This is a genomic window from Burkholderia sp. AU38729 (assembly GCF_020419725.1).
Lineage (GTDB): Bacteria > Pseudomonadota > Gammaproteobacteria > Burkholderiales > Burkholderiaceae > Burkholderia.
Window position 1 is genome coordinate 56,483 of record NZ_JAIZQO010000002.1, and the last position, 20,910, is coordinate 77,392.

Sequence of the window (20,910 nt, forward strand, 5' to 3'; positions counted from 1 at the left end):
TGTCGCACACCCGTTACGGAGGGAAAATTCGGTTCGTTATCGTTCGAGCGTGTGCGACGGCGCTTCGTCGAACTGCTTTCGATAGCCGTTGATCAGCGTCGAGCGGTTCTGCACGCCCCAGCGGCTCGCGGTGGCGAGCACGCCGCCGTCGGACGCCGAGCCGTCCACGAGCTCGGAGCGGATGCGCTCCATCCGCTGGCGGCGGATCAGCTCGGTCGGCGACATGTTCAGGAATTTCCTGAATGCGCTTTGCAGCGCCCGCTCGGTCACGCCGACTTCCGCGGCGATGTCGCGCACGGACAGGTCGGCGTGCTCGAGGTTCTCGAGCAAGAAGGTGTAGGCGCGCCGGTAACGGGCCGGCAAGCGCGCGCCGATGTCGTCGAGCTGGGACGTCTCGCGGATCTTGCGCTCGAGGAACGGCACGCGTGCCGACAGCGCTTCACGCAGGCACTCCATCGAGGTCAGCGCATAGCGGCTGTAGAACTGCTGCGCGTCCTTCAGCCGCCCCTGCGCCTGGCGCGTCTTGGCCACGCAGTACAGGTATTCGATCTGCCGGTGTCCGCCGACGCCCGACTGCGCGGCGCCGTACAGCGGCTCGAGGATCATGTCGGCGACCTGGGCGGCATCGCATGCCAGCATCGCGAGCGCAATCTCGAGCCGCAGCGTGCGCTGGTAGTCGCGCAGGTTGTGGTCACGTGCCCAGTTCACGTGCCTGAGCAGTCCGTCGACCGCATTCCGGTCGGCGCCGGTCGCGTCGCGCAACTGGCACAGGTAATCGACGCGTGAGCGCAGCACGGGAATATGCACGCTCGCGAGATCGATCCTGCTTTGCGCGCTGTCGAGGTACGCGTGCAGCGACGCCCGCGCGGAGCGGCCGTGCATCAAGCCGGACTGCCAGTAGACGTGATCCTGCAGCGAGGCCGACGAACGCAGCGTGCACTGCATCGCGATGTCGAGCTTCAGCGCCGCGAGCAGCTCATGCCAGGCCGGCATGGTCGGTTCCGGTGCCTCGCGAGCCAGTTCGCGCAGTTCATCCAGTTCGCCGATCGCTTCGCTCACGCGGCCCAGTTCGTAGAGCACGCAGACGATGCCGACGCGGACTTCGAGCACGCGGTCGATCGGAATGTCGTCCTCGTCCGCTGCGCGGCCGAAGCAGGCCAGCGCCGTATTGAGCCGGTAGCGGAAGAGCGCCTGCCATGCGGTGTTGCGGCAGGATTCCGCGCGCATTGCCTGGCGCGATGCGTGGCTCAGGCGCTGCGCGGCCCGATAGGTTTCTTCCGCTTCCACGTCGCCGCCGGTGAGCAGCTGCATGTCGGCGTGCAGTTGCAGCGCGTACGGCGGATTGCGCGGCGCATCGGCCTCGTCCGCCCAGCGGCTCGCGAGCTGGCGAGCGACGCCGATGTCGCCGTTGAACAGCATGGCGCCGAAACGTTCGCGCCCTGCGGCGAAATCCGGGGTTCCCAGATAGGCAGCAAGCGGGAAATAAAGTGTCGAAAACATAACTGACTCCAGTGCGTGCCGGCTTGTCAGGCCGCCTTGGAGAACAGCGTAATGGAATGAAGTATGAAGAAACTCAATTAATCTAATCTTTGGTCATTTTTTGAGAAAGATTGAGTTTGAAATGAATTAGTAAACTAATGATTATCTGCTTTCCCACGATTTGAGAAAATTCCATTCCATTGCGCCTCGAGGGAATTCAGGGCCAGTTGTCCGTGCACCTGGTCGACGAACAAGCCGATGAAGATCGCGAGCATCGCGATCGCAACCGCGGCCTTCACCGGCTGGCTCAGGCTGGAAATATCCAGCTTCGACGCCGATTTCGACACGAAGCCGAACGCGACGTCGACCAGCACCAGGATGAACAGCAGCGGCGCGGCGAGCTTGGCGATCGACTGCATCAGCGTGTCCGTCTGCCGCAGCACGAACGACGCCACGATGTCGCCGGCGATCGGCGCGCCGGTCGATACCGGCCACCAGCCATACGATTCGTACAGCGTGCCGAGCAGGAACGTCATCCCGCCGAGCGCCCAGAACGCCATGATCGCCACTTGCTGCAGCAACGTACCGACGGGCGTGCTCTGTTCCTGGCTGGCGGGATTGGTGATCTGGATGTTGTTGTGTCCGGTCAGGTCGTCGATATAGACGCCCACGCTTTCCGCGACCCAGAACACGGTCGACGCCGCATAGCCCAGCACCAGCCCGATCGCCGCCTCGCGCAGCATCACTTCGGCGAGGAACAGGCCGTGCAGTGCTTCGATGAACGCAATCGGCTGGCCCATGGCGACATACGCGCTGAACACGATCGCGATCGCGTTGCGCACGGTGCCCTGGATCACGCCGTCCGCGGTCGGCGGGAACACGAACATCAGCACGAACAGCCTCAGCGAACAGACGCCGGTCACCGTCAGGTAGCCGATGAAGAGGCCATGCAGGCCGACGAGCGGTTCGAGTGTCTGGGTCATCCGGTGTCATCCCTGGGCGGCACGCGCCCGGATGAACCGGGACGTGGCGATCTCCTCGTTCTCTTCGTCCTGCGCGTCCTCGCGAGCGAGATCGATCGCCTGCCGGATCGTCGCGATCCGTTCGCTGCACTGGTCGATCCGCTGCGTGTTGCGCGCGATGTCGCGCTGAATCCGCGCGATCTCGCTGTCCACGCCCTGGATCAGGCCGTCGAGCTGGGTCAGTTCCGCGACCATCGCGCGCCGGCGGTCGGTCACGACGCCGATGTACCGCACGCACTGGTTGAACGCGTCGATCGAAAAGCCGTCGCTGCCGCCCGTCATCTGCGCGACGCGGGCCTGGTAGCCGTCGATCACCCGCGTCTCGCCGTCGATCTGCGCGACCTTCGCCGCGCGGCGCGCGAGCAATCCCGCGCGTTCGTCGTGTCGCGCGGCGAGCGCGCCGCGCCAGGCATCGATCTCGCGCGTGCGCCGCGCATTCGCGTGTGCGAGCGCGGCGATGCGGTGTCGGTTCGCGTCCGCCATCAGGCAGCCGTCAGTGCATGCAGTCGCGCCTCGGTGTCGGCCAGCGCAACGATTTCGTCGGTAGGCTGAGACAGGAACGCCTTGATCGCGTCGTGCCGTGCGATCGCCTCGTCGGCGAGCGCATTCGCGCCCGGCTTGTATTCGCCGATCTGCAGCAGCATCTCGATCTCGCGGTACTTCGCCATCAATGCGCGCACCCGCGCGGCCGCGTCGACGTACGGCGCGGGCATCACCTGCGACATCACGCGCGACAGGCTGCCGAGTACGTCGATGGCCGGATACTGGTTGCGCGCGGCGATCTCGCGCGACAGGATCATGTGCCCGTCGAGAATCCCGCGGACTTCCTCCGCGATCGGATCGCTGCCGCTCTCGTCTTCGGCGAGGACCGTATAGAGCGCGGTGATCGAGCCGGTCGCGCCCATCCCGGCCCGCTCCAGCAGGCGCGGTAGTTCCGCGAAGATGGACGGCGGGAAGCCGCGCCGGGCCGGCGGCTCGCCGGCGGCCAGCCCGATTTCCCGCCCGGCGCGCGCGAAGCGCGTGAGCGAATCCATCATCAGCAGCACGCGCAGCCCGCGATCGCGGAAGTATTCGGCGATCGCCGTCGCCACGTAGGCCGCCTTCGCGCGCTCCATCGACGAACGGTCGGACGTCGCGCAGACGACGACCGATCTCGCCATGCCGGCCGGCCCGAGAATCAGCTCGACGAATTCGCGCACCTCGCGGCCGCGTTCGCCGATCAGCGCGATCACGTTGATGTCGCAGTCGGTGCCGCGCGCGAACATGCCGAGCAGCGTGCTCTTGCCGACGCCTGCCGGTGCGAAGATGCCCATCCGCTGCCCTTCCGCGAGCGTCATCATCCCGTCCACGACGCGCACGCCGGTTGCCATCGGCGTATCGATCATGCGCCGGCTCATCGGCTCGGGCGGCGACGCGAACACCGGCTGCAGCGTGTCGGACTCGATCTCGGGGCCGCCGTCGACGGGATTGCCGAGGCTGTCGATCACGCGCCCGAGCAGCATGTCGCCGACCTTGACGGCGAGCGAGCGGCCCAGCCCGACCACCTGGGTCGAGCGTGAGATGTCCGTCAGCCGCGAGAACGGCGACAGCAGTGCGCAGTCGCGCGTGAAACCGATCACTTCCGCGTGCTGCAGCAGCGCGCCGGCCGGCGTGCGCAGCTCGCACAGCTCGCCCAGCGATACGTCGAGGCCGCCGACCTTCACGAGCGTGCCGATCACCTCGATCACCTTGCCGGTACGCAGCACCCCCGGCCGCGCGAGGATCTCGCGCTCGATCTCGTCGGTCAGGCGCTCGAAGCCGAGCGTCCGGTCGAACCAGCCGTCCTTCATCGCGACACCTCGGCCGCCGCCGCATCGCCGTTTTCCGCTTCGTCGCCGGTGCCGGCGGCCGCCGCATCATCGGGATCGTCCGCCGCGCCGTTCACGTCGGCCGCGTCGAGGTAGATCGAGCGCTTCAGTGCGCGGGCGACGGCGCTGCGCATCGCCCGCAACTGCGTGTTGAGACTCGCGTCGACCGAGCCGAAATCGGTCTCGCAGACGCACGCGCCGGGCTCGAGCTGCCGGTCGGCCACGATCGACACCGGAATCGGCCGGCCGAGGTCGCGCCACTTCGCCGCGAGCTGGTCGAACGCGGCACGCGCCGCTTCGTAATCCTGCGGATTCACCGCGACACGCAGGTAGGTGGCATTGTCGATGATCCGGTCGACGGTCGACAGCGCGCGCTCGAACAACGCTTCGCGATCCATGCTGTGCACGATGCTCTCGACCGCCGACGCGATGATGTCCGCCAGCCGCTCGCGCATGCGGACCTGCAGGCGGCTCTGCGCGTCGGTCGCATCGGCGAGCCGCTCCATCCATTCCGACAGCGCGCGGTTCGAACCCTCGCGGTAGCCGCGCTGCTCAGCGGTTTCGTAAGTGTCGCGCGCGGCGTCGAGCAGCAGCTCGGCCTGTTCCTCGCCCGCCGCGACGATCGCGGCGGCCTCGGCCTGCGCGTCCTCGAGCACCCGCGCCCGGTCGGCGTCGAGCTGCGCGTAAGCGTCCGCGATCGACAGCAGATGGCCGAGCGTCTCGCGCCGGACCACGTCGCCATGCACGCCGAACCGCACCGCGGGGCCGTCCACGCCCGCGTCGCCGGTGCCGGCCGTCAGCCGGCTGCTGTTCAGCCAAATAACCATGCCCACTCCCGAAGCAATTCAGGCAGACGACGAAACAGCCGGGCCGTACCCGCTTCGTCGTGCTGCGTCGGCAACGCGTTGAGCCAGGCGGGCACGTCGATCATGCGCGGCAACGCAAGCCGCGACAGCGGAAACGGCAGCCCGGCCACGCCCTTCAGGTCGCGCAGCATCAGCAGCATCCCTTCGATCGCGAGCGCCTGCGCATCCAGCGACGCGAGCGGCGGCATCGCGACGGCGGCAAGACGTGCCGCGTCGTTCGCGCTGTCGGTGTTCGGGCCGCGCATCAGCACGTCCACGTCGAGCCCCGTCCAGTCGGCGAGCCGCCGTTGCGCATGCCGGTCGATCAGCCGCCGCACCTCGCCGCGGCGCAGCAGCAGCGCACGCATCCGCCAGATCCGCAGCGTCAGCGGCGCGGGTGCGACATCCAGCAGGCACGCGTTCGGCTGCGGCGCGACGGCCGCACCGATGCTGGCGAAGCCGCCCTGAGACAATTCGACGAAACCCGGCGGCGTCACGCCGAGCGCGCGAACCAGCGCGCGCGAGCACCGTACGGCGGCGCTCGTCGGTGCCCCCGCGAGCAGTGCCCGCCAGTCGCGCAGGTGCGCTTCGGGCACGCCGAGCGATGCGGCGATCCACGACGGGTGCACCCAGTCGGCGACGCAATCGACGTTCTCGCGATGACGGTCGAGCGCCGTCGCGACGCGCACGGCCGGCACGCCGGCCTCGAGCCCGGCTGGCGCTGCGAAACCCGCCATCGCCTACGGCTCCTTGCGGGCCGGCCGGAAGCGCCCGGCAAAGGCGTCGAGCCAGCCCTGCAGCGGCGGTGCGCCGCGTGTCAAGCCGAACCGGTACGCGGCGAAGCCCGCGCCCGCCAGCAGGGCCGCGACGGCGGCGCCGAGCGCGATCATCCACCACGGGCTCGACACGGGGGGCGGCGCTTTCGACAGCTCGACCGGATCGGCCGCGACCGTCGTGACGCTCACGTGGTCGTAGGTCAGCCCTTCGACGCTGTGCATCACGAGCGTCTTGATCTGCGGGATCAGCGTGTTGATGTCGGCGTCCGGCCGGTATTTGATGAACACGGCGGCGGACGACGGCTTGATGTCCTGCGCGAGCGGGTCGTTGTTCGGCAGCACGATCTGCACGCGCGCGACGAGCACGCCGTCGATCTTCGACAGCGTCGACGACAGCTCCTGCGAGATGCCGTACACGAAGCGCACGCGCTCCTCGGTCGGCGTCGATACGAGGCCATCCTTCTTGAACAGTTCGCCGAGGTCGTTGAACTTGCTGTGCGGCAGCCCGCGCGAGCGCAGGACCTCCATCGCGCGCACGACCTGCGCGTCGTCGACGTCCAGCGTCCAGTTCTTGCCGCCGTCCGGGCTGTCCTTGCTCGCGGACACGCCCTGCTCCAGCAGCGCGACGAGCATCTCGTTCGCGTCCTGCTCGGTGAGACTGCCGTACAGCTCCTTCTTGCATCCGCCGAGCAGCGCGATGCACAGCGCGACGACCGCAATGCGCGCCGCGCGACGATTAGACTTCATGAGATTTGCCACCCGCCCTTCGGGCACTGCCGTTCGCGACGTTCCGCTCCGCACGCCGGCGGACCGCGGGGCTCATTGGTTCTTCATCAGCGTCTGCACCGACGACTTCGACGATTCCGCGAGGCTCATCTTGACCTGCATGTTCATCTGCATGCTGGTCATCTCGTACATCATCTGGATCGTGCGCTGGGTCATCTCCGTCATCGACATGCCCGGCAGGTCGGCCGTCAGCTTGCCGACATCCTCGATCGTGTGCCGGAACTGCACGTCCTGCGCCTCAATCGCTTTCGATACCGACGACGACAGATGGCTGCCCGCGTGCTCGGGCGGCGCCATCGGCGCGCGGGCCATCAGCGCCGTGAACTTGTCGCCCAGCTCGGTCGTCGCGGGGGACGCGGCCGCGGGCGTCGCCGCCGTTGCGTCGAGGGCGGCCGGTGCGAGCTGGCTGACGGGATCGATGGACATCTCGGTGCCTCCTCTGAATCACGCGCGCAGGAAGGCGCCGCCGTGGAACATCTCGGCCGCCGGCGCGGGGGCGTGCTGCACGGTGTCCTGCGGTGCGTCGGTGCGTGCGCCGGCTTCCTCGAGCGACGCCGGTGCGACGAACGGCTGGCCCGGACGATGCTCACGGATCGCGCGATCGACCTCGTCCTTCACTTCGAGCGCCCGCACCAGCGCGCGCGTGTCCTTGTTGTGCGGATCGTCCGCGAGCGCCTCGGTCGCGATCTGCCGCCACGACGGGTCGCCCATCGACGACAGCGAGAACGCCAGCAGCGCCTTCGCATAGCCGAACTGCGGACGCATCTCGATGACCCGCAGCAGGACCTGGTTCGCTTCCTGCCACTGTCCCTTCGCCATGCGAAGGAGGCCGTCCAGCGCATCGATCTCGACCACACGCGGGCGCAGCAGCCGCAGCGCGTCGATCACCTGCTCGATGTCGAACAGGTCGACGGGCGTATTCGGGAAATTGTCCAGCAGCGCCACGGAGACGGTCTCGATCAGCCCGCCAATGAATTCCGGGCTGCAGTTCAGGTACTCCGGCGTGTCTACGGTCATGGCAATGCACTCCTGCGATGAGAGGAAAACGGTCCGGCCGGTCGTGCGGCGGGCGGCTCGCCGCCGGATGCATGCCGACGTCTGCCAACATAGCAATTCCGCCCCGGCCGGCCGGCGCGCATGCGAAGCCAGCACGCGCGAGGCGAAGCGGGCCCGGTGGGCCGCGCCGGCCGGCCGCTCGCTTCGGCACGCGCCGCGCCGCTTCGCATCGCGCCCGCCGGCCGCGTGCGGCGGGCGCTAAGGTCATCGCAGCGGCGTGAATGCGCGCCCCTTTTGATCCGATCCGGCCGAGATGTGCCGCGGGCCCATTCATGAGCGACGAAAAGACCGAACAGCCCACCGACAAGAAACTCGAGGATGCGCGCAAGGACGGCGAAGTCGCGCGCAGCACCGACTTCGCCGACGCGTTGTCGATGGCCGGCGCGCTGATCGCGCTGGTCGCGACGGTGCCGCTCTTTCGCGACGGGCTGCACGAGCTCGTGTCGATCCCGCTGTCGTTCGTCGCGCAGGACCGCACGCTGGAGCGCATGCACGCCGACCTGTTCCGGCTCGGCGCCACCGCGCTGAAGCTGATCGTGCCATGCGTGTTCGCCGCCGCGCTGGCGTCCACGGCCGGCTCCGTCGCGCAAGCGGGCTTCCGCATCGCGACCAAGCCGGTCACGCCGAACCTGCAGACGGTGAATCCGGCGAGCGGCATCAAGCGGATCTTTTCCGCGAAGAGCCTGATCGACTGCGCGAAGATGGTCGTCAAGGCGATCATCCTCGGCTGGGTGATGTGGCAGTCGATCAAGTGGCTGTTCCCGCTCGTGGTCGGCTCGATCTACCAGCCGCTCGGCGGACTGTCGCTGATGTTCTGGGACATGCTGGCGAAGCTCGGCGCGATCTCCGTCGGCATCTTCCTGCTGGTCGGCGCCGTCGACATCAAGCTGCAGCGCTTCCTGTTCATCAAGAAGATGAAGATGAGCAAGGACGAGGTGAAGCGCGAGCACAAGGAGCAGGAAGGCAGCCCCGAACTCAAGGGCGAGCGCCGCCGCCTCGCGCGCGAGCTGGCGAGCACGCCGCCGAAGCCGCGCGTCGGCCTGGCCAACGTGCTGGTCGTCAATCCGACCCACTTCGCGGTCGCGGTGCGCTATGCGCCCGACGAACACCCGCTGCCCGTCGTGATCGCGAAGGGCATGGATGCGGACGCGGCATCGCTGCGGCGCGCGGCCCGCGACGCGGGCGTGCCGATCATCGGCAACCCGCCCGTCGCGCGCGCGCTGTACAAGGTCACGCTGAACCAGCCGATACCGGAAGAGCTGTTCGAGACGGTCGCCGCGATCCTGCGCTGGGTCGACGCGATCGGCTCGCCCTCCACCCCACCCCTTCACTGAGCGTTCCGATGTTCAAGGCCCTCAAGTTCCCGGCAGGCGGCGAAATCGGCATCGCGCTGCTGGTGACCGCGATCATCTCGCTGATGATCCTGCCGCTGCCGCCCGAGCTGATCGACATCCTGCTCGCGATCAACATCACGATCAGCGTCACGCTGCTGATGGTCACGATGTACGTGCCGGACATCGTGTCGCTGTCCGCGTTTCCATCGCTGCTGCTGTTCACGACGCTCTACCGGCTGTCGCTGAACATTGCGTCCACCAAGTCGATCCTGCTGCACGCCGAGGCCGGCCACATCATCGACAGCTTCGGCAAGCTGGTGGTGGGCGGCAACCTCGTCGTCGGGCTGGTCGTGTTCATCATCATCACGACCGTGCAGTTCATCGTGATCGCGAAAGGCTCGGAGCGCGTGGCCGAGGTCGGCGCGCGCTTCACGCTCGACGCGATGCCGGGCAAGCAGATGAGCATCGACGCCGACCTGCGCGCGAACCTGCTGAGCCCCGAGGAGGCGCGCCACCGCCGCGCGACGCTGGCCATCGAGAGCCAGTTGCACGGCGGGATGGACGGCGCGATGAAGTTCGTGAAAGGCGATGCGATCGCCGGCCTGCTGATCACGACCATCAACATCGTCGCGGGCATCGCGGTCGGGGTCGCCTATCACGGCATGAGCGCGGGCGAAGCGGCGAACCGCTTCTCGGTGCTGTCGGTCGGCGATGCGATGGTGTCGCAGATTCCGTCGCTGCTGCTGTCGGTCGCGGCGGGCGTGATGATCACGCGGGTCGCGGACGAGCGCAGCCACAAGCCGCGCTCGCTCGGCGAGGAAATCGGCCGCCAGCTCGGCTCGAGTTCGCGCGCGCTGTATTTCGCCGCGCTGCTGCTGCTCGGCTTCGCGCTGGTGCCGGGCTTTCCGGTCGTGCTGTTCCTGCTGCTGTCCGCGATCCTCGCGTTCATCGCGTACAAGCTGAACGACCGGCAGCCGCAGCAAGGGCCGGCCCAGGACGGATTGCAGGCGATGCAGCGTTCGGGCGCGAAGGCCGATACGCCCGCGATCATGACGCGGGCGCCGCAGTTCGCCTGCCCGATCGGCGTGCGCGTCGCCCCCGACCTGATGCAGCGGCTGGTGCTGCCGGTGCTCGACAAGTCGTTCGGCGCGGAGCGCGCACGGCTGCAGGAAGAACTGGGGCTGCCGTTTCCCGGCATCACGATGTGGACCCATGCGGGCCTGCCCGCGATGCACGCCGAGATCCTGATTCACGACGTGCCGCATCTGCTGGTCGAGCTGCCGGCCGGCATGGTCATGCTGCCGGAGCCGGAGCGCGTCGCGACGGGCACCCCGCTGTCAGCCGAGGACGTGCAGCAGCGCGACGCGCTGGTGGCGAAGGGCGAATCGCGGCCGCCGATCGATCCCGGCGGGCGGCCGACCCACTGGGTCGACGCACACGAGGCCCAGGCGCGGATCCCGGCGTGGGGCCCCGAGCAGGTCGTCGCGCACGCGTCGGTCGCGCTGATGCGCCACCATGCGACGCAGTTCCTCGGCATCCAGGAGGTGCAGTGGATCCTGGAGCAGCTCGGCGAGGATCACCCGGGGCTCGTCGCGGAAGTCCAGAAGGTGCTGCCGCCGCAGCGGATCGCCGACGTGCTGCGGCGCCTGCTCGAGGAACAGATCTCGATCCGCAACGTGCGGACCATCATGGAAAGCCTGATCGCGTGGGGGCCGAAGGAAAAGGACATGCTGATGCTGACCGAGTACGTGCGCGGCGACCTGTCGCGCTTCATCGCGCATCGCGCGACGCGCGGCCAGCGCACGCTGTCGGCCGTGCTGCTCGACCTGCCGATCGAGCAGCACATCCGGCAGGCGATCAAGCAGACGCCGACCGGCAATTTCCTTGCGCTCGCACCGGACGAGATCGGCCTGCTGATCGACAAGATCCAGGCGGTCGTCGGGCCGCAGCCGACCGACGGCGTCGCGCTGGTCACGTCGATGGACATCCGCCGCTACGTGCGCCGGATGATCGAGGCGAAGCTCGACTGGCTGGCGGTGTACTCGTACCAGGAACTGGGCGAGCACGTCGATCTGCGCCCGATCGGCCGCATCACCGTCTGACGCCGCGCCGTGCCCCGCATCGACAGCCGCGACGCGCGAGCGCTGCCGCCCCCGGACGACGCGCCCCCGCGGACCGCGCGCGGCGCGCGCCGGTTCGACTACGCGGCGCTGCTGGCCACGCGCCGCACCGTGGCGCGCCCGGTATCCGATGCGCCGCCCGCGTCGCGCCAGCAGAACGATCCGTCCGATGAAGCCGATCCGTCGTCCGGCCGTGCGGAGCCGTTCCCGCTGATCTCGAACGAGCGCGACGCGCCCGCTTCCGACCCGGCGCCGACGCCCGCCGAACTGGCCGAATGTCGCGCCATCGCCGCGCGCATCGCCAGCGCCGCCGCACCGATCGCGACGGTCACGCTGCAGGAGCAGCGCGACCACCTCGGGCTGCTCGGCGTGCTGTCGCGCGAGATCGCGGCGTTCTGCGGCGATCCCGCGGTCGCGGCCGGCGGGCAGTGGGAAGCGCACGTCGTGCTGAGCGACCGGATCCTCGCGGCCACCGAACTGCACGTGTCGCTTTCGCATTTCGACCTGCAGCTTCGGTTCGAAACACAGGATCGCGAAGCACGACAGTTACTCTTGGCCCACAGCGTCGCGCTCGAACAGGAACTCGACACGATGCTGCGGGCATGGGGGCAGCCGCGGACCGTCCGTCTCACGGTGTGGTAGCCGGCCCCGCGTGAATTGCCTCGAGCACGACGCCCGGCGGGCGGCCTGCGCGGGCCAACGGCGGCATTTTCCGGCCACGGATGAAACTGATTCGGCATTCGATCCCCCCCGGCGACGCGCCGTGCGCGCCGCTCGTCCTGCCGCCGCTCGATCCGGCGCGCGCGCATGCGTCGCGCCGGCTGTTCGATGCGCGCCTGCCGGTGTTCCTGCACGACACGCTCGGCGTGCGCGATTTTCGTTGCGGCTTCGCGGTCGACACGCCGGACCATGCGGACCCGGCCGTCGCGGAGCTGCGGATCGACACGCCGGCCGGCCCCGTGAGCGCGCATCTGCTGCTCGATCTCGAACGCTACCCCGCACTATCGGTCTGCGCGTGGTCCGAGGCCCAGGCTGCCGACCGGCGCACGAGCCCCGAACTGACCCTGCGCAACGCCGTCGCGAACGTGCTGTGCGCGCCGCTGCTGGGTTGTCTCGATACGCTCGGCCTGACCGGCGCGCAGGTCGTCGCGGTCCGGCGCGGCGCGTGGCCGGCGCCGCGCCCGCACAGCGTGACCGTCGCGCTGTCGCTGACGCTGCGCGACCGGCGGCACGACGCGCTCGTGCAGTTGCCGGGCCGTTGCATCGAGTGGCTGGATGCGTGCCTGGCGCGCACCGCGCGCGCCGGCTGGCTTGATGCGTCGCTGCGCGTGCCGGGCAGCCTCGTGCTCGGCGTGAAGGCGCTGTCGATCGACACGCTGCAGAGCTTGCGCGGCGGCGACATCCTGTTGCGCGTGTTCGATCCGTCGCTCGACGCCGCGTGGCTGCACGGCGCCGGCGCCCGTGCGGACCCCGCGCCGCACCCCGTCGCCTTCGCGACCTGGGGCAGCGCGGGCCTCGCGCATGGCCGGGCCGCGGTGGCCGTGCAAACCCGAACGATCACTTTGTTGAAGGAACCCGTGATGACGGAAACCACCGTCCTGAACACGCCGGACGCCGGGCTCGATGCCCCGGATGCCGAGCAAGCCGTCGAAGTGGGCGAACTCGAGCTGCCGGTGCAGTTCGTCGCCGATACCGTTGCGCTGACGATCGACGAGGTGTCGTCGCTCGCGCCCGGCTACGTGATCGAGCTGCCGACCGCGATCGCCGACCTGACGCTCAAGCTCGTCGCGCACGGCCAGGTGATCGGCTACGGCGAACTGGTCGGCATCGGCGAACACGTCGGCATCCGCATTCTCCGCATGGCGCACGAGCATGGTTCAGTACGGTGACCTGTCCGGCCTGCTGCTGATCGTCGTTGCGATCGGCCTGTTGCCGTTCGTCGCGATGGTCGTGACGTCGTACGCGAAGGTGGTCGTCGTTCTGGGCCTGCTGCGCAACGCGCTCGGCGTGCAGCAGGTGCCGCCGAACATGGTGCTCAACGGCATCGCGATCCTCGTGTCGGTGTACGTGATGGCGCCCATCGGCATGATGGCGGCGAAGACGCTGAGCAGCCAGACGATCTCGCCGCAATCGTCGCAGGCCGTGATCCAGGCGGCCGACGCGGCACGCGAGCCGTTCCGGCAGTTCCTCATCAAGCACACGCAGGAGCGCGAGAAGCGCTTTTTCATGCGATCGGCGTCGATCGTGTGGCCGAAGGAGGAGGCGCAGTCGCTGAAGGAAACCGACCTGATCGTGCTCGCGCCGGCCTTCACGCTGACCGAGCTCACCGACGCGTTCAAGATCGGCTTCCTGCTGTACGTGACCTTCATCGTGATCGACCTGATCATCGCGAACGTGCTGTTGTCGATGGGGCTCAACCAGGTGTCGCCGACCAACGTCGCGATCCCGTTCAAGCTGCTGCTGTTCGTCGTGATGGACGGATGGTCGGCGCTGATCCACGGGCTCGTGCTGACCTACAAATGACCGGAGCCGCCATGGACGTCGATTCGCTGGTTCACGCCGCCACCCAGGGCATGCTGCTGTGCCTGACGGTGTCGTTGCCGTTCGTGATCGCGGCCGCCGCGGTCGGGCTCGCCGTGTCGTTCGTCCAGGCGATCACGTCCCTGCAGGACCAGGCGCTGCCGTTCGCGGTCAAGCTGATCGCCGTGACGATCGTGCTGGTGATCGCCGCCCCGCTGTCCTGCGCCGCGATCCTGCATTTCGCGAACGAGATGATGCGAACGGCGTTTCCCAACTGACGCGAGGCCGCGATGACACGTATCGGACCCCACTCCGCCGCACTCGCCCAGCAGGCGGCGGCCGCGCACCGGAAGTCGGCGAAACCGTCGCGCACGAAGCCGGCCGGGCAATTCGCGACGCTGTATCGCGGCACGCGCTTCGCGCACGGCGGCATGCAGGCACAGCAGAATGCCGCGCAGATGCAGCGCGCGAAGAAAATGGCCGCGCGGCTCGCCCGGCGCCGCCGCACCGCACGCGGCAAACGTGGCGCCGGTTCGCTCGACGGAGCGGACGGCGCCGACACCGCCGGCGAACCGCCGGAACTCGAGATATCCGGCGACGAGCACGAACGCCGGGGCGGAAACGGCGGCGGGCGCGACAGCCAGGGCGACGAGCAGGACGATGCGAACGAAACGGAACGCGTCGCCACGGCCACGTTCAAGACCGGCCGCAGGCCCACGGCCGGGCCGGCCGCGTCGACGCGCGCCGCGGAATCGCCACCTGCCCCTGCGCCCGGCCTCGATCCGCGCGCGCTGCGCGACGCGTGCGCCCGCGAACTGCTCGCGCTGCCACGCGCGCTCGCCGCGCAGCCGGGTGCCGGCGTCGCCGCGCACGTGCACGCGTGGTCGGCGCGCTGGCTGCGCGTGCAGCAGTCCGGCGTCGCGCTGCCCGAGGCCGATCTCGAGATGCTGCGCACGCAGCCGCCGCAGCGGGGGGCGGCACCGCTGCCGGAAGCGGCACGCGACTTCAACGTGCTGGCCGGCCTGCTGCTGCGCCAGTTCGACCGCCCGCGCACACCGCGACAGTTCGCGGACGCGCTCGACACGTTGCGCGCGCTGCGGCGCATGCCGTAGCGCGGTGGCGCCCGATGCTTCGTTCGACACGCGAAGTCTTCGCATCCGGGGCCGGCAGCGCGTTTTTAGCCTCTACATTCACAGCGAGACGGACGATGCGCGCCCGTCGTGCACGGCACCGCCGATTCGGCATACGGACCTGATATCGATTGAACGCTTCGCTCATGAAACAGCTACGGATACTGACGGGATTCCATGCGGGCGCGATGCTGCAGCTCGCGCCGGGTCAGCATCGGGTTCATGGCGGTGCCGATGCGGATATCCGTCTGACGGACTGGAGCGGCCCGGACGTGACGCTCGACGTCGATCCGTCCGGCGTCGTGCGTGCGATCACGCGTATCGACGCGCCGGATGCCACGCCCGCGGATACCGCGGCCGAACCGGAAACGGTGATCCTGGTCGATTTCGTGCCGATGCGGTTCGGCGAGACGATCCTGTGCGTGGGTCCTGACGACGTGCCGTGGCCGTCGGATCTCGACCTGCTGTCGACGCTGCTGACCCGGCCTGCCGATGCGCGGGTCGATGCCGAGCGGCGCAAGCGGCGACGCTACTACGGCGCACTCGTCGCGTGCATCGCGATCGGCATCGTCGCGGGCACCGCCGTGCTGCTGACCACCGCGCCCGACAGCGAGGCCGCGCTGCGACACGGCGCCGACTACCGGACCACCCGCATCCAGGACGCGCTCGCGGCCGCGCACATGACCGAGCTGCAGGTGCGCACGGTCGGGAACACGAGCGTCGTGACGGGCATGGTCGCCAATCTCGCCGACGATCAGCTCGTCCGCTCGACGCTCGCGAAGATCGCATCGAAGGACGTCGTGCGCAGCTACGACGTCGCGCAGAACGCGGTGCACAGCATCGAGGATTCACTCGGCATCGCGGGCGTGCGCGTCAAGTACCTCGGCAACGGCGAGTTCGCGATCACCGGCACGGTCGACAGCAAGGACGCGCTCGACAAGGCCGTCACGCGCGTGCGCGCCGACCTCGATTCGAACATCCGGCGGCTCGTCGTGCAGGCGGTCGAGCATCCCGGCCACGCCGCGCCCGTGACCGGACAGTATTCGGAGATCGTGTCGTCGGACACGGTGCAGTACACGCAGACGCCGGACGGCGTCAAGCACATCTACATGACGGACGCGCCGGCTGATCCGGTGCCGGCGTCCGGCGTGCCGGTCGCCTCCGGCCCGGCGCTGCCGTCCGTCGACAGCAGCACGATCGTGCGCAGCGCGGAGCAGGTGCATGCCGCGCCCCGCCCGGCTGCGCCGGACTCCTGACTTTCCACCGACCTCGACAGGACCACCGACATGTACGAACCGATTACGCCCTACGCCAAGCAGTTCGACAATCTTTCCGCGGTCGTCAGGGATCCGAACGCGGCGCCGACGATCGACGGGATCCAGCGCGCGCTCGCCGAGATCGCTGAGAACGTGAACAACGCCACGCCGGGCGCCGAGATCGACAACCGGAATCGCGCGACGCTTTACCGCGGCCTGCTGGCCGCCACGCGCGTGATCCAGCAGATCCGGCGGGCGTAGCGCGCCCCGCTTCCGTTCTGTTCCGCTGCGGCCCTTGCCGCTCGAGAACGGTTTATCCGCAGTAACCGTCGTCACTTCACAAGGAGAATCACCATGGCAGGCGCATTGGCAGGTGCAGGTGCAGCAGTCGCGAGCATTGAACAATCCACGGCGGCACAGACCGCGATCACGCAGGCGAGCTCGGCGGCAGCCACCGCCCAGGCATCGAACAACGCCCAGCTGAATGCGGCGACGGCGGCAGCCAACGCCACCAATTCGGCAACCGGTTCGCTCAAGGACATCGCGAAGAACCAGTAACGCGCTTCGCACGCCGCACCGCGGCGCCACCGCCGGCGCGACAGGCCAGCCCGACCCGGTCATCCGGCGGGCTCCGGCGCGCCGGCCTCTTCTCATTCCCGCTTTCGTCGCGTCGTCCCGCTCATGAACGATCCCCGCTATCTCGAACTCGTGGCCCAGTTTTGCGCGGTAGTCGGGCTTCACGACGTCGACTACGTGCAGGAAACCGGTTCGGTCGAGGTCGAAGGGTTCGAGGTGCGTCTCGAGCACGTCGAGCGCGACCAGGAGGCGATCTACGCGAACTTCCACTTCGGCACCGTCACGGCGGGCCGCACGCTGCACATTTTCCGGTTGATGCTCGAGGCCAACCTGCTGATCTACGCGCAGGACCAGGCGCAACTCGGCATCGACGCGGACACGGGCTCGATCGTCCTGATCCTGCGGCTGCCCTTCGATCCCGATTTCAGCGGTGCCGATCTCGCGGACCTGCTGGTTCACTATGCCGACCACGGCCGCTACTGGCGGCAGAACATCATCGAGTCGAGCGACGAGATGTTCGAAGGCATCGCTTCCGGCGAATTCTTCTGGCTGCGGGCGTGACCCCGTGACCGGCCGAATCGCGCCGCCCGTACGCGCCGCGCGCAGCGGATCACGGCCCGATGTCCGCGCGACGGGCCAAGCTCAGCGCGCTCCATTCGAGCAATGCGACGAAACCGTCCGGCACCGCGATCACATACCGGCGGCCGCTGACGTGCGCGATCGCGCCCGGTTCCCACGCATGCCGTTCGTGCCAGCCGACCGCACGCCGCACGTAGAGCACGCTGCCGCCGACGTGCGCGATGCATTCGTGCAGCCCGTTGGCCCGGACCTGCGTCATCACGCGATCCACCGGCTGCGTGAAATCGAGGGTGCGGTCGGTTTGCGACGGCATCGGCCAATGGCTGCCGCCCGCCTGCGGCACGCGCGCGGCCCACAGCGCGTCGAAGCGGTACGCGACCTGCTGCGCGAGCCGGCAGCCGGCCATCTGCACCTTGAGCTGCAGGCTTTCGTGGCACTCGTCGGCGGCGAGCGCGAAGCGCTCCTGGGCCAGTATTTCGCCGGCGTCGAATTCCGGTGCGATCCGATGGCAGGTCACGCCCCATTCGCGATGGCCATCCAGGATCGCGCGCATCAGCGGGTACGGGCCGCGCGCCTGCGGCAGCAGCGAAGGATGGAAGTTGATCGCGTGCCGCACGTACGGCGTCCAGTCCGGAATCCGCCAGCCATACCCGGCCACCACCAGCACGTCGCAATCGAGATCGCGCAGCGTGCGCAGCGCGGCTTCGTCGATTCGCGACAGCTGCAGCGGCAGCCCGTGCCGCGTCGCATGCGACACGATCTCCGCATTCGAATTCACACGGTCGTCGGTCACGAAGCTGAACAGCGATACGGGTGTCCATCCGGCGCTCGCGAATGTCTCGAGTACCCCATGAAACAGATCGAATCCTGCGAGTGCGAAACGCATGCGGTATCTCCATCGAGGGAACGGCGGCGGCCGGTGCTGCCTGCCACGCGGCGCCGCGCATCCGCCAGCATGTCACGACGCACCGCGCTACCCGTGCGGTGCGACGAACCCGGCGCCACCCATGCGAAGACATTCCGTGACGCACGTGCAGGTTCGCGCATTCGCGCCGCGGCGCACGCCATTGCGCAACACTGATCCGACCGATCGATGACGAGCGATCATCATGCGACTGCCCCCGTTGACCCACCTCGAAACCGAATGGCTGATACTTCGCCCGCTGGTGCCCGGCGATGCGCCCGCGCTCTTCGAGCAGATGCTGAGCGACCCCGAAACGATGAAGTACCTGCCGATCGGGCGTCACGGCGATCTCGCGCAAACCCACGCGTATATCGCCGAAGCCCGCCGCGGCTGGCGTAACCGGACGCTGATCCGCTATGTGTGCGAGTGCCGCGCCACCGGGCAGCTCGCGGGCGTGATCGAACTCACCCCCGACCTGCCCGGGGTTCGCCTGTCGGTGATGATCGCGAAGCGCGGCGGCACACGGCGCCGGCGCGCGTGCCTGATGGCGCTGCAGGAACTGCTCGGCTGGCTGCTCGGCCAGCGCGGCGTGCAACGGATCCATGCGCGTTGCGTGGCCGGCAGCCCGGCCGGTCACTGCATCGAGCGCCTGGGTTTCCGCTGCGAAGCGGTGCTGAAACGTCACGAGCCGCAGCCGAATCGCGATCTGGACGCAGCGGACTGCCTGCTTTACGTGTTGACCCGGCACGCTTGTCCAGCCGCGCCGGCGCCCGATGCCGGCACCTGGCTGCGCGACTTGCTGCGCGATTCGTCCGGCGGCCGCGCGCGCCTGTGACGCAGGCGGTGCGCTCCGCCGCGCCGCCTGAGCCGCACTACGGCGCGTCGGCCGGGATCGCCGCCGCGGTCGCGCCCGGCGTCGCGTATTGCGCGCACACCGGGTCTTTCCAGTGCGTCGCCTGGACCAGCCGGTGCGCGTCGAATTGCACCTGGTACTGACACGTCGCGTATTCGCCGGGGCGGCCGGTCGGCAGCTTGAAGAGGTAGTTCCACGCGCGGACGCCGTACGTGCCTTCGCTGAAATGCGGTTCATGAATCAGCAGGTACACCTGGTTCTCGGTGATGCCGGGCACGACCTGCCGCAGGTCGCGCGCACTGACCCGGGCGCCGCCGGCCACCCATGCCGCACCCGGATCGGGGAACACCGGCGTGCCGTTTGCCGCGGAGGGTGCGGGCGTGCTGCAACCCGCGAGCAGCATGCTGCCCAGCAGCGCGATCGCCGCGCCCTGCATCGTGTCGATTCTCATGTCGAAGCGGGTCATCCCCGTCGGTTGGTCGGTTGAAAAGGAACGAGGCGGTGCTCGCTCATGGGCCGCGCCGTGTGCATCCCGCGCGGCAGTGCCAGCGGCAACGCAGGCTGCGGCGATGCGGGCAGCCGGCCGCCGGCGTGCGCGGGCGTCGCTCGTCCAGCCATTCGCGTGCCTGCACCACGAACCGCACGACGTTCACCACGCCGGCGGCTTCGTTGCCCGACGCGACGGACGACGGATCGCCCGCATCCGTGCCGGCACCGGTACCGATGCCGGCTTCGTCCGATGGCACGGACGACCGCGTACGACGGGCGAGCCACCCGCGTTCGACGAGGTTGGCCTCCAGCGCGCGCACGCCCGGCAGCGCCGCGCCGTGCGCGGCCAGCGAACGTCCCGTGGCGGCCGCGAGCGTGCCTGCGCGGCGCACGGTCGCGCTCGCGTAGCGGCCGGCCGTGCCGGCTGCATCGGCGATGACGTCGTGGGCGGAGCGGGCCGTCGGTGCCGCTTCGCCGCGTCGCGCCGTAGGCATTTGCGTCGTGGCGGTGGTGGTGACGGGCAGCGTGGACGCTCGCGGTTCCGTATCGGGCAGTGCATGACCGCGTGCCGGAGTGAACGGCTCGTTTTGCGCGACGGCGCCGGCACCGGCACGCGGTGGCGTTGCGAGTGGCCCTGCCGGTCCGGCAAAAACCGGCGTTCCGGCCAGCCCCCGCACCGTTTCGCCGGCCGCGCCGCCGGCGTGCGGCCCGACGTCGTCCCGACCTGCGGAGTGCAGCGCCGGCTGCGTATCGGCCGCGGATGCCCCGGCGTTACCTGCACCGGACCGAGGAGACAGGTCGCCCTCCGGTGCCGACGGAAGTGGCAGCGCGCCTTCGGGCGCGGCCAGCTCAGGTTCCTGCCGCTGGGCCGTGTCGCCGCCTTCGTCGGGCACGATGCCCGATACCGCGTTGCCACCTGCCTGCGCGCTTCCAGCGAGTGCCGGGCCCGTGCCGGGCGCCACCGGCCCTGTCGCGCCCCCGCGTATGCCGGGCACACCAAGCGCACCGGGCGCACCGGACGCCGTGCGCGGCCACGGTACGCCGTCACGTGCCGGCGCGGGCGCCGTGTCCGCGGGCCGCCCCTGGCCCTGCCCGCCACCGGCCGCGTCCTTCAGTTCCGCGCCCCCGCCGCCGATCACCGCGAGCAGGCTCAGCACGACATCGCCGTCGAGCTGCACCGCATCGCGCGCGGCATCCGGCGTCGCGCCGTCGGGCCCGCGCGTGTCGTCGGTCCGGGCGGCCTCAGTTGCCGTGCGGTGTGATGGAATGTGCGAAGACATGGGAGCGAACCGGGGCGAACGGGATGGCGCGCGCTTCCATCCGGCGAAGCCACGGCAG

The 20,910-nt window shown here is 69.2% G+C and carries 24 protein-coding genes; 12 read left to right on the forward strand and 12 right to left on the reverse strand.

Annotated features, from left to right (window positions below):
* Positions 1-36 precede the first annotated feature (36 nt).
* From LGM56_RS05300 to LGM56_RS05340, 9 genes are all read right to left on the reverse strand, one after another.
* Entirely contained in the window at positions 37-1,500 is a 1,464-nt protein-coding gene (locus LGM56_RS05300) for a helix-turn-helix transcriptional regulator (RefSeq protein ID WP_089458214.1), read from the reverse strand.
* 134 nt (positions 1,501-1,634) lie between these two features.
* Positions 1,635-2,462: a type III secretion system export apparatus subunit SctT gene (sctT, locus tag LGM56_RS05305; RefSeq protein WP_226203331.1), complete on the reverse strand. Its 828-nt coding sequence runs from the start codon at positions 2,460-2,462 to the stop codon at positions 1,635-1,637.
* Between the two features lie 6 nt (positions 2,463-2,468).
* Complete coding sequence (locus LGM56_RS05310; RefSeq protein ID WP_047849990.1) at positions 2,469-2,984, reverse strand: hypothetical protein; 516 nt, start codon at positions 2,982-2,984, stop codon at positions 2,469-2,471.
* Positions 2,984-4,330 (reverse strand): type III secretion system ATPase SctN, encoded by a 1,347-nt coding sequence (sctN, locus tag LGM56_RS05315; protein ID WP_046547818.1) that lies wholly within the window; start codon positions 4,328-4,330, stop codon positions 2,984-2,986. Before sctN ends, LGM56_RS05310 begins: the two co-directional genes overlap by 1 nt.
* Positions 4,327-5,175, reverse strand: a complete 849-nt coding sequence (sctL, locus tag LGM56_RS05320; RefSeq protein ID WP_226203333.1) for a type III secretion system stator protein SctL — start codon at positions 5,173-5,175, stop codon at positions 4,327-4,329. The genes sctN and sctL overlap by 4 nt, the downstream gene beginning before the upstream one ends.
* Positions 5,160-5,930 (reverse strand): type III secretion protein HrpB4, encoded by a 771-nt coding sequence (locus LGM56_RS05325; protein ID WP_226203336.1) that lies wholly within the window; start codon positions 5,928-5,930, stop codon positions 5,160-5,162. The genes sctL and LGM56_RS05325 overlap by 16 nt, the downstream gene beginning before the upstream one ends.
* Before the next feature lie 3 nt (positions 5,931-5,933).
* Complete coding sequence (gene sctJ / locus LGM56_RS05330) at positions 5,934-6,716, reverse strand: type III secretion system inner membrane ring lipoprotein SctJ (RefSeq protein ID WP_089496959.1); 783 nt, start codon at positions 6,714-6,716, stop codon at positions 5,934-5,936.
* A gap of 72 nt (positions 6,717-6,788) precedes the next feature.
* Positions 6,789-7,181, reverse strand: a complete 393-nt coding sequence (locus LGM56_RS05335) for a type III secretion protein HrpB2 (protein WP_046547815.1) — start codon at positions 7,179-7,181, stop codon at positions 6,789-6,791.
* An 18-nt stretch (positions 7,182-7,199) separates the two neighbouring features.
* The gene (locus tag LGM56_RS05340) at positions 7,200-7,772 is read right to left on the reverse strand and encodes an HrpB1 family type III secretion system apparatus protein (protein ID WP_226203338.1); all 573 of its coding nucleotides are present in this window, start codon (positions 7,770-7,772) and stop codon (positions 7,200-7,202) included.
* A 311-nt stretch (positions 7,773-8,083) separates the two neighbouring features.
* On the opposite strand from LGM56_RS05340, the gene sctU reads away from it, so the two are divergent.
* The 11 genes from sctU (at position 8,084) to LGM56_RS05395 (ending at position 17,308) form a co-directional block, all read left to right on the forward strand.
* Positions 8,084-9,145 carry a type III secretion system export apparatus subunit SctU gene (sctU, locus tag LGM56_RS05345; protein WP_089496961.1) on the forward strand — a complete coding sequence of 354 codons (1,062 nt, stop codon included), beginning with the start codon at positions 8,084-8,086 and terminating at the stop codon, positions 9,143-9,145.
* 8 nt (positions 9,146-9,153) lie between these two features.
* Positions 9,154-11,247, forward strand: coding sequence for a type III secretion system export apparatus subunit SctV (gene sctV / locus LGM56_RS05350; RefSeq protein WP_226203340.1), 2,094 nt, complete (start codon positions 9,154-9,156; stop codon positions 11,245-11,247).
* Between the two features lie 9 nt (positions 11,248-11,256).
* Positions 11,257-11,907 (forward strand): type III secretion system protein SctP, encoded by a 651-nt coding sequence (gene sctP, locus LGM56_RS05355; RefSeq protein WP_089496963.1) that lies wholly within the window; start codon positions 11,257-11,259, stop codon positions 11,905-11,907.
* An 80-nt stretch (positions 11,908-11,987) separates the two neighbouring features.
* Positions 11,988-13,154, forward strand: a complete 1,167-nt coding sequence (gene sctQ, locus LGM56_RS05360; RefSeq protein WP_226203342.1) for a type III secretion system cytoplasmic ring protein SctQ — start codon at positions 11,988-11,990, stop codon at positions 13,152-13,154.
* The gene (sctR, locus tag LGM56_RS05365) at positions 13,138-13,788 is read left to right on the forward strand and encodes a type III secretion system export apparatus subunit SctR (RefSeq protein ID WP_089458202.1); all 651 of its coding nucleotides are present in this window, start codon (positions 13,138-13,140) and stop codon (positions 13,786-13,788) included. The genes sctQ and sctR overlap by 17 nt, the downstream gene beginning before the upstream one ends.
* Positions 13,789-13,799: 11 nt before the next feature.
* Positions 13,800-14,063: a type III secretion system export apparatus subunit SctS gene (sctS, locus tag LGM56_RS05370; protein WP_046547810.1), complete on the forward strand. Its 264-nt coding sequence runs from the start codon at positions 13,800-13,802 to the stop codon at positions 14,061-14,063.
* Between the two features lie 12 nt (positions 14,064-14,075).
* Positions 14,076-14,897, forward strand: a complete 822-nt coding sequence (locus tag LGM56_RS05375) for a hypothetical protein (RefSeq protein WP_226203345.1) — start codon at positions 14,076-14,078, stop codon at positions 14,895-14,897.
* 164 nt (positions 14,898-15,061) lie between these two features.
* Complete coding sequence (locus LGM56_RS05380; protein ID WP_226203347.1) at positions 15,062-16,171, forward strand: secretion protein; 1,110 nt, start codon at positions 15,062-15,064, stop codon at positions 16,169-16,171.
* A 30-nt stretch (positions 16,172-16,201) separates the two neighbouring features.
* A complete protein-coding gene (locus tag LGM56_RS05385; protein ID WP_046547808.1) occupies positions 16,202-16,432 on the forward strand; it encodes a hypothetical protein in 231 nt (76 codons plus the stop codon).
* A 93-nt stretch (positions 16,433-16,525) separates the two neighbouring features.
* Complete coding sequence (locus tag LGM56_RS05390) at positions 16,526-16,729, forward strand: hypothetical protein (protein ID WP_046547807.1); 204 nt, start codon at positions 16,526-16,528, stop codon at positions 16,727-16,729.
* Positions 16,730-16,852: 123 nt separating this feature from the next.
* Positions 16,853-17,308: a CesT family type III secretion system chaperone gene (locus tag LGM56_RS05395; RefSeq protein ID WP_046547806.1), complete on the forward strand. Its 456-nt coding sequence runs from the start codon at positions 16,853-16,855 to the stop codon at positions 17,306-17,308.
* A 49-nt stretch (positions 17,309-17,357) separates the two neighbouring features.
* Here the strand turns inward: LGM56_RS05395 and LGM56_RS05400 are convergent, their stop codons facing one another.
* The gene (locus LGM56_RS05400) at positions 17,358-18,212 is read right to left on the reverse strand and encodes a methionyl-tRNA formyltransferase (protein ID WP_089458199.1); all 855 of its coding nucleotides are present in this window, start codon (positions 18,210-18,212) and stop codon (positions 17,358-17,360) included.
* 223 nt (positions 18,213-18,435) lie between these two features.
* Here LGM56_RS05400 and LGM56_RS05405 point away from each other — a divergent pair, with 223 nt between their 5' ends.
* Positions 18,436-19,065 (forward strand): GNAT family N-acetyltransferase, encoded by a 630-nt coding sequence (locus LGM56_RS05405; protein WP_226203349.1) that lies wholly within the window; start codon positions 18,436-18,438, stop codon positions 19,063-19,065.
* A 37-nt stretch (positions 19,066-19,102) separates the two neighbouring features.
* On the opposite strand, the gene LGM56_RS05410 is transcribed toward LGM56_RS05405, so the two are convergent.
* Positions 19,103-19,534 (reverse strand): outer membrane protein assembly factor BamE, encoded by a 432-nt coding sequence (locus LGM56_RS05410; RefSeq protein WP_179254895.1) that lies wholly within the window; start codon positions 19,532-19,534, stop codon positions 19,103-19,105.
* 58 nt (positions 19,535-19,592) lie between these two features.
* Entirely contained in the window at positions 19,593-20,852 is a 1,260-nt protein-coding gene (locus LGM56_RS05415; RefSeq protein WP_226203351.1) for a hypothetical protein, read from the reverse strand.
* Between the last annotated feature and the right edge of the window lie 58 nt (positions 20,853-20,910).

Bases quoted from the DNA above. Each gene is read 5' to 3' on its own strand.
- sctJ (WP_089496959.1), bottom strand. From the start codon at position 6,716: ATGAAGTCTAATCGTCGCGCGGCGCGCATTGCGGTCGTCGCGCTGTGC.
- LGM56_RS05335 (WP_046547815.1), bottom strand. From the start codon at position 7,181: ATGTCCATCGATCCCGTCAGCCAGCTCGCACCGGCCGCCCTCGACGCA.
- LGM56_RS05390 (WP_046547807.1), top strand. From the start codon at position 16,526: ATGGCAGGCGCATTGGCAGGTGCAGGTGCAGCAGTCGCGAGCATTGAA.
- sctU (WP_089496961.1), top strand. From the start codon at position 8,084: ATGAGCGACGAAAAGACCGAACAGCCCACCGACAAGAAACTCGAGGAT.
- LGM56_RS05410 (WP_179254895.1), bottom strand. From the start codon at position 19,534: ATGAGAATCGACACGATGCAGGGCGCGGCGATCGCGCTGCTGGGCAGC.
- LGM56_RS05310 (WP_047849990.1), bottom strand. From the start codon at position 2,984: ATGGCGGACGCGAACCGACACCGCATCGCCGCGCTCGCACACGCGAAT.
- sctV (WP_226203340.1), top strand. From the start codon at position 9,154: ATGTTCAAGGCCCTCAAGTTCCCGGCAGGCGGCGAAATCGGCATCGCG.
- LGM56_RS05340 (WP_226203338.1), bottom strand. From the start codon at position 7,772: ATGACCGTAGACACGCCGGAGTACCTGAACTGCAGCCCGGAATTCATT.
- LGM56_RS05405 (WP_226203349.1), top strand. From the start codon at position 18,436: ATGCGACTGCCCCCGTTGACCCACCTCGAAACCGAATGGCTGATACTT.
- sctT (WP_226203331.1), bottom strand. From the start codon at position 2,462: ATGACCCAGACACTCGAACCGCTCGTCGGCCTGCATGGCCTCTTCATC.
- LGM56_RS05385 (WP_046547808.1), top strand. From the start codon at position 16,202: ATGTACGAACCGATTACGCCCTACGCCAAGCAGTTCGACAATCTTTCC.
- LGM56_RS05400 (WP_089458199.1), bottom strand. From the start codon at position 18,212: ATGCGTTTCGCACTCGCAGGATTCGATCTGTTTCATGGGGTACTCGAG.
- LGM56_RS05415 (WP_226203351.1), bottom strand. From the start codon at position 20,852: ATGTCTTCGCACATTCCATCACACCGCACGGCAACTGAGGCCGCCCGG.
- LGM56_RS05395 (WP_046547806.1), top strand. From the start codon at position 16,853: ATGAACGATCCCCGCTATCTCGAACTCGTGGCCCAGTTTTGCGCGGTA.
- sctS (WP_046547810.1), top strand. From the start codon at position 13,800: ATGGACGTCGATTCGCTGGTTCACGCCGCCACCCAGGGCATGCTGCTG.
- LGM56_RS05375 (WP_226203345.1), top strand. From the start codon at position 14,076: ATGACACGTATCGGACCCCACTCCGCCGCACTCGCCCAGCAGGCGGCG.
- sctR (WP_089458202.1), top strand. From the start codon at position 13,138: ATGGTTCAGTACGGTGACCTGTCCGGCCTGCTGCTGATCGTCGTTGCG.
- LGM56_RS05325 (WP_226203336.1), bottom strand. From the start codon at position 5,930: ATGGCGGGTTTCGCAGCGCCAGCCGGGCTCGAGGCCGGCGTGCCGGCC.
- LGM56_RS05380 (WP_226203347.1), top strand. From the start codon at position 15,062: ATGAAACAGCTACGGATACTGACGGGATTCCATGCGGGCGCGATGCTG.
- sctQ (WP_226203342.1), top strand. From the start codon at position 11,988: ATGAAACTGATTCGGCATTCGATCCCCCCCGGCGACGCGCCGTGCGCG.
- sctL (WP_226203333.1), bottom strand. From the start codon at position 5,175: ATGGTTATTTGGCTGAACAGCAGCCGGCTGACGGCCGGCACCGGCGAC.
- sctN (WP_046547818.1), bottom strand. From the start codon at position 4,330: ATGAAGGACGGCTGGTTCGACCGGACGCTCGGCTTCGAGCGCCTGACC.
- LGM56_RS05300 (WP_089458214.1), bottom strand. From the start codon at position 1,500: ATGTTTTCGACACTTTATTTCCCGCTTGCTGCCTATCTGGGAACCCCG.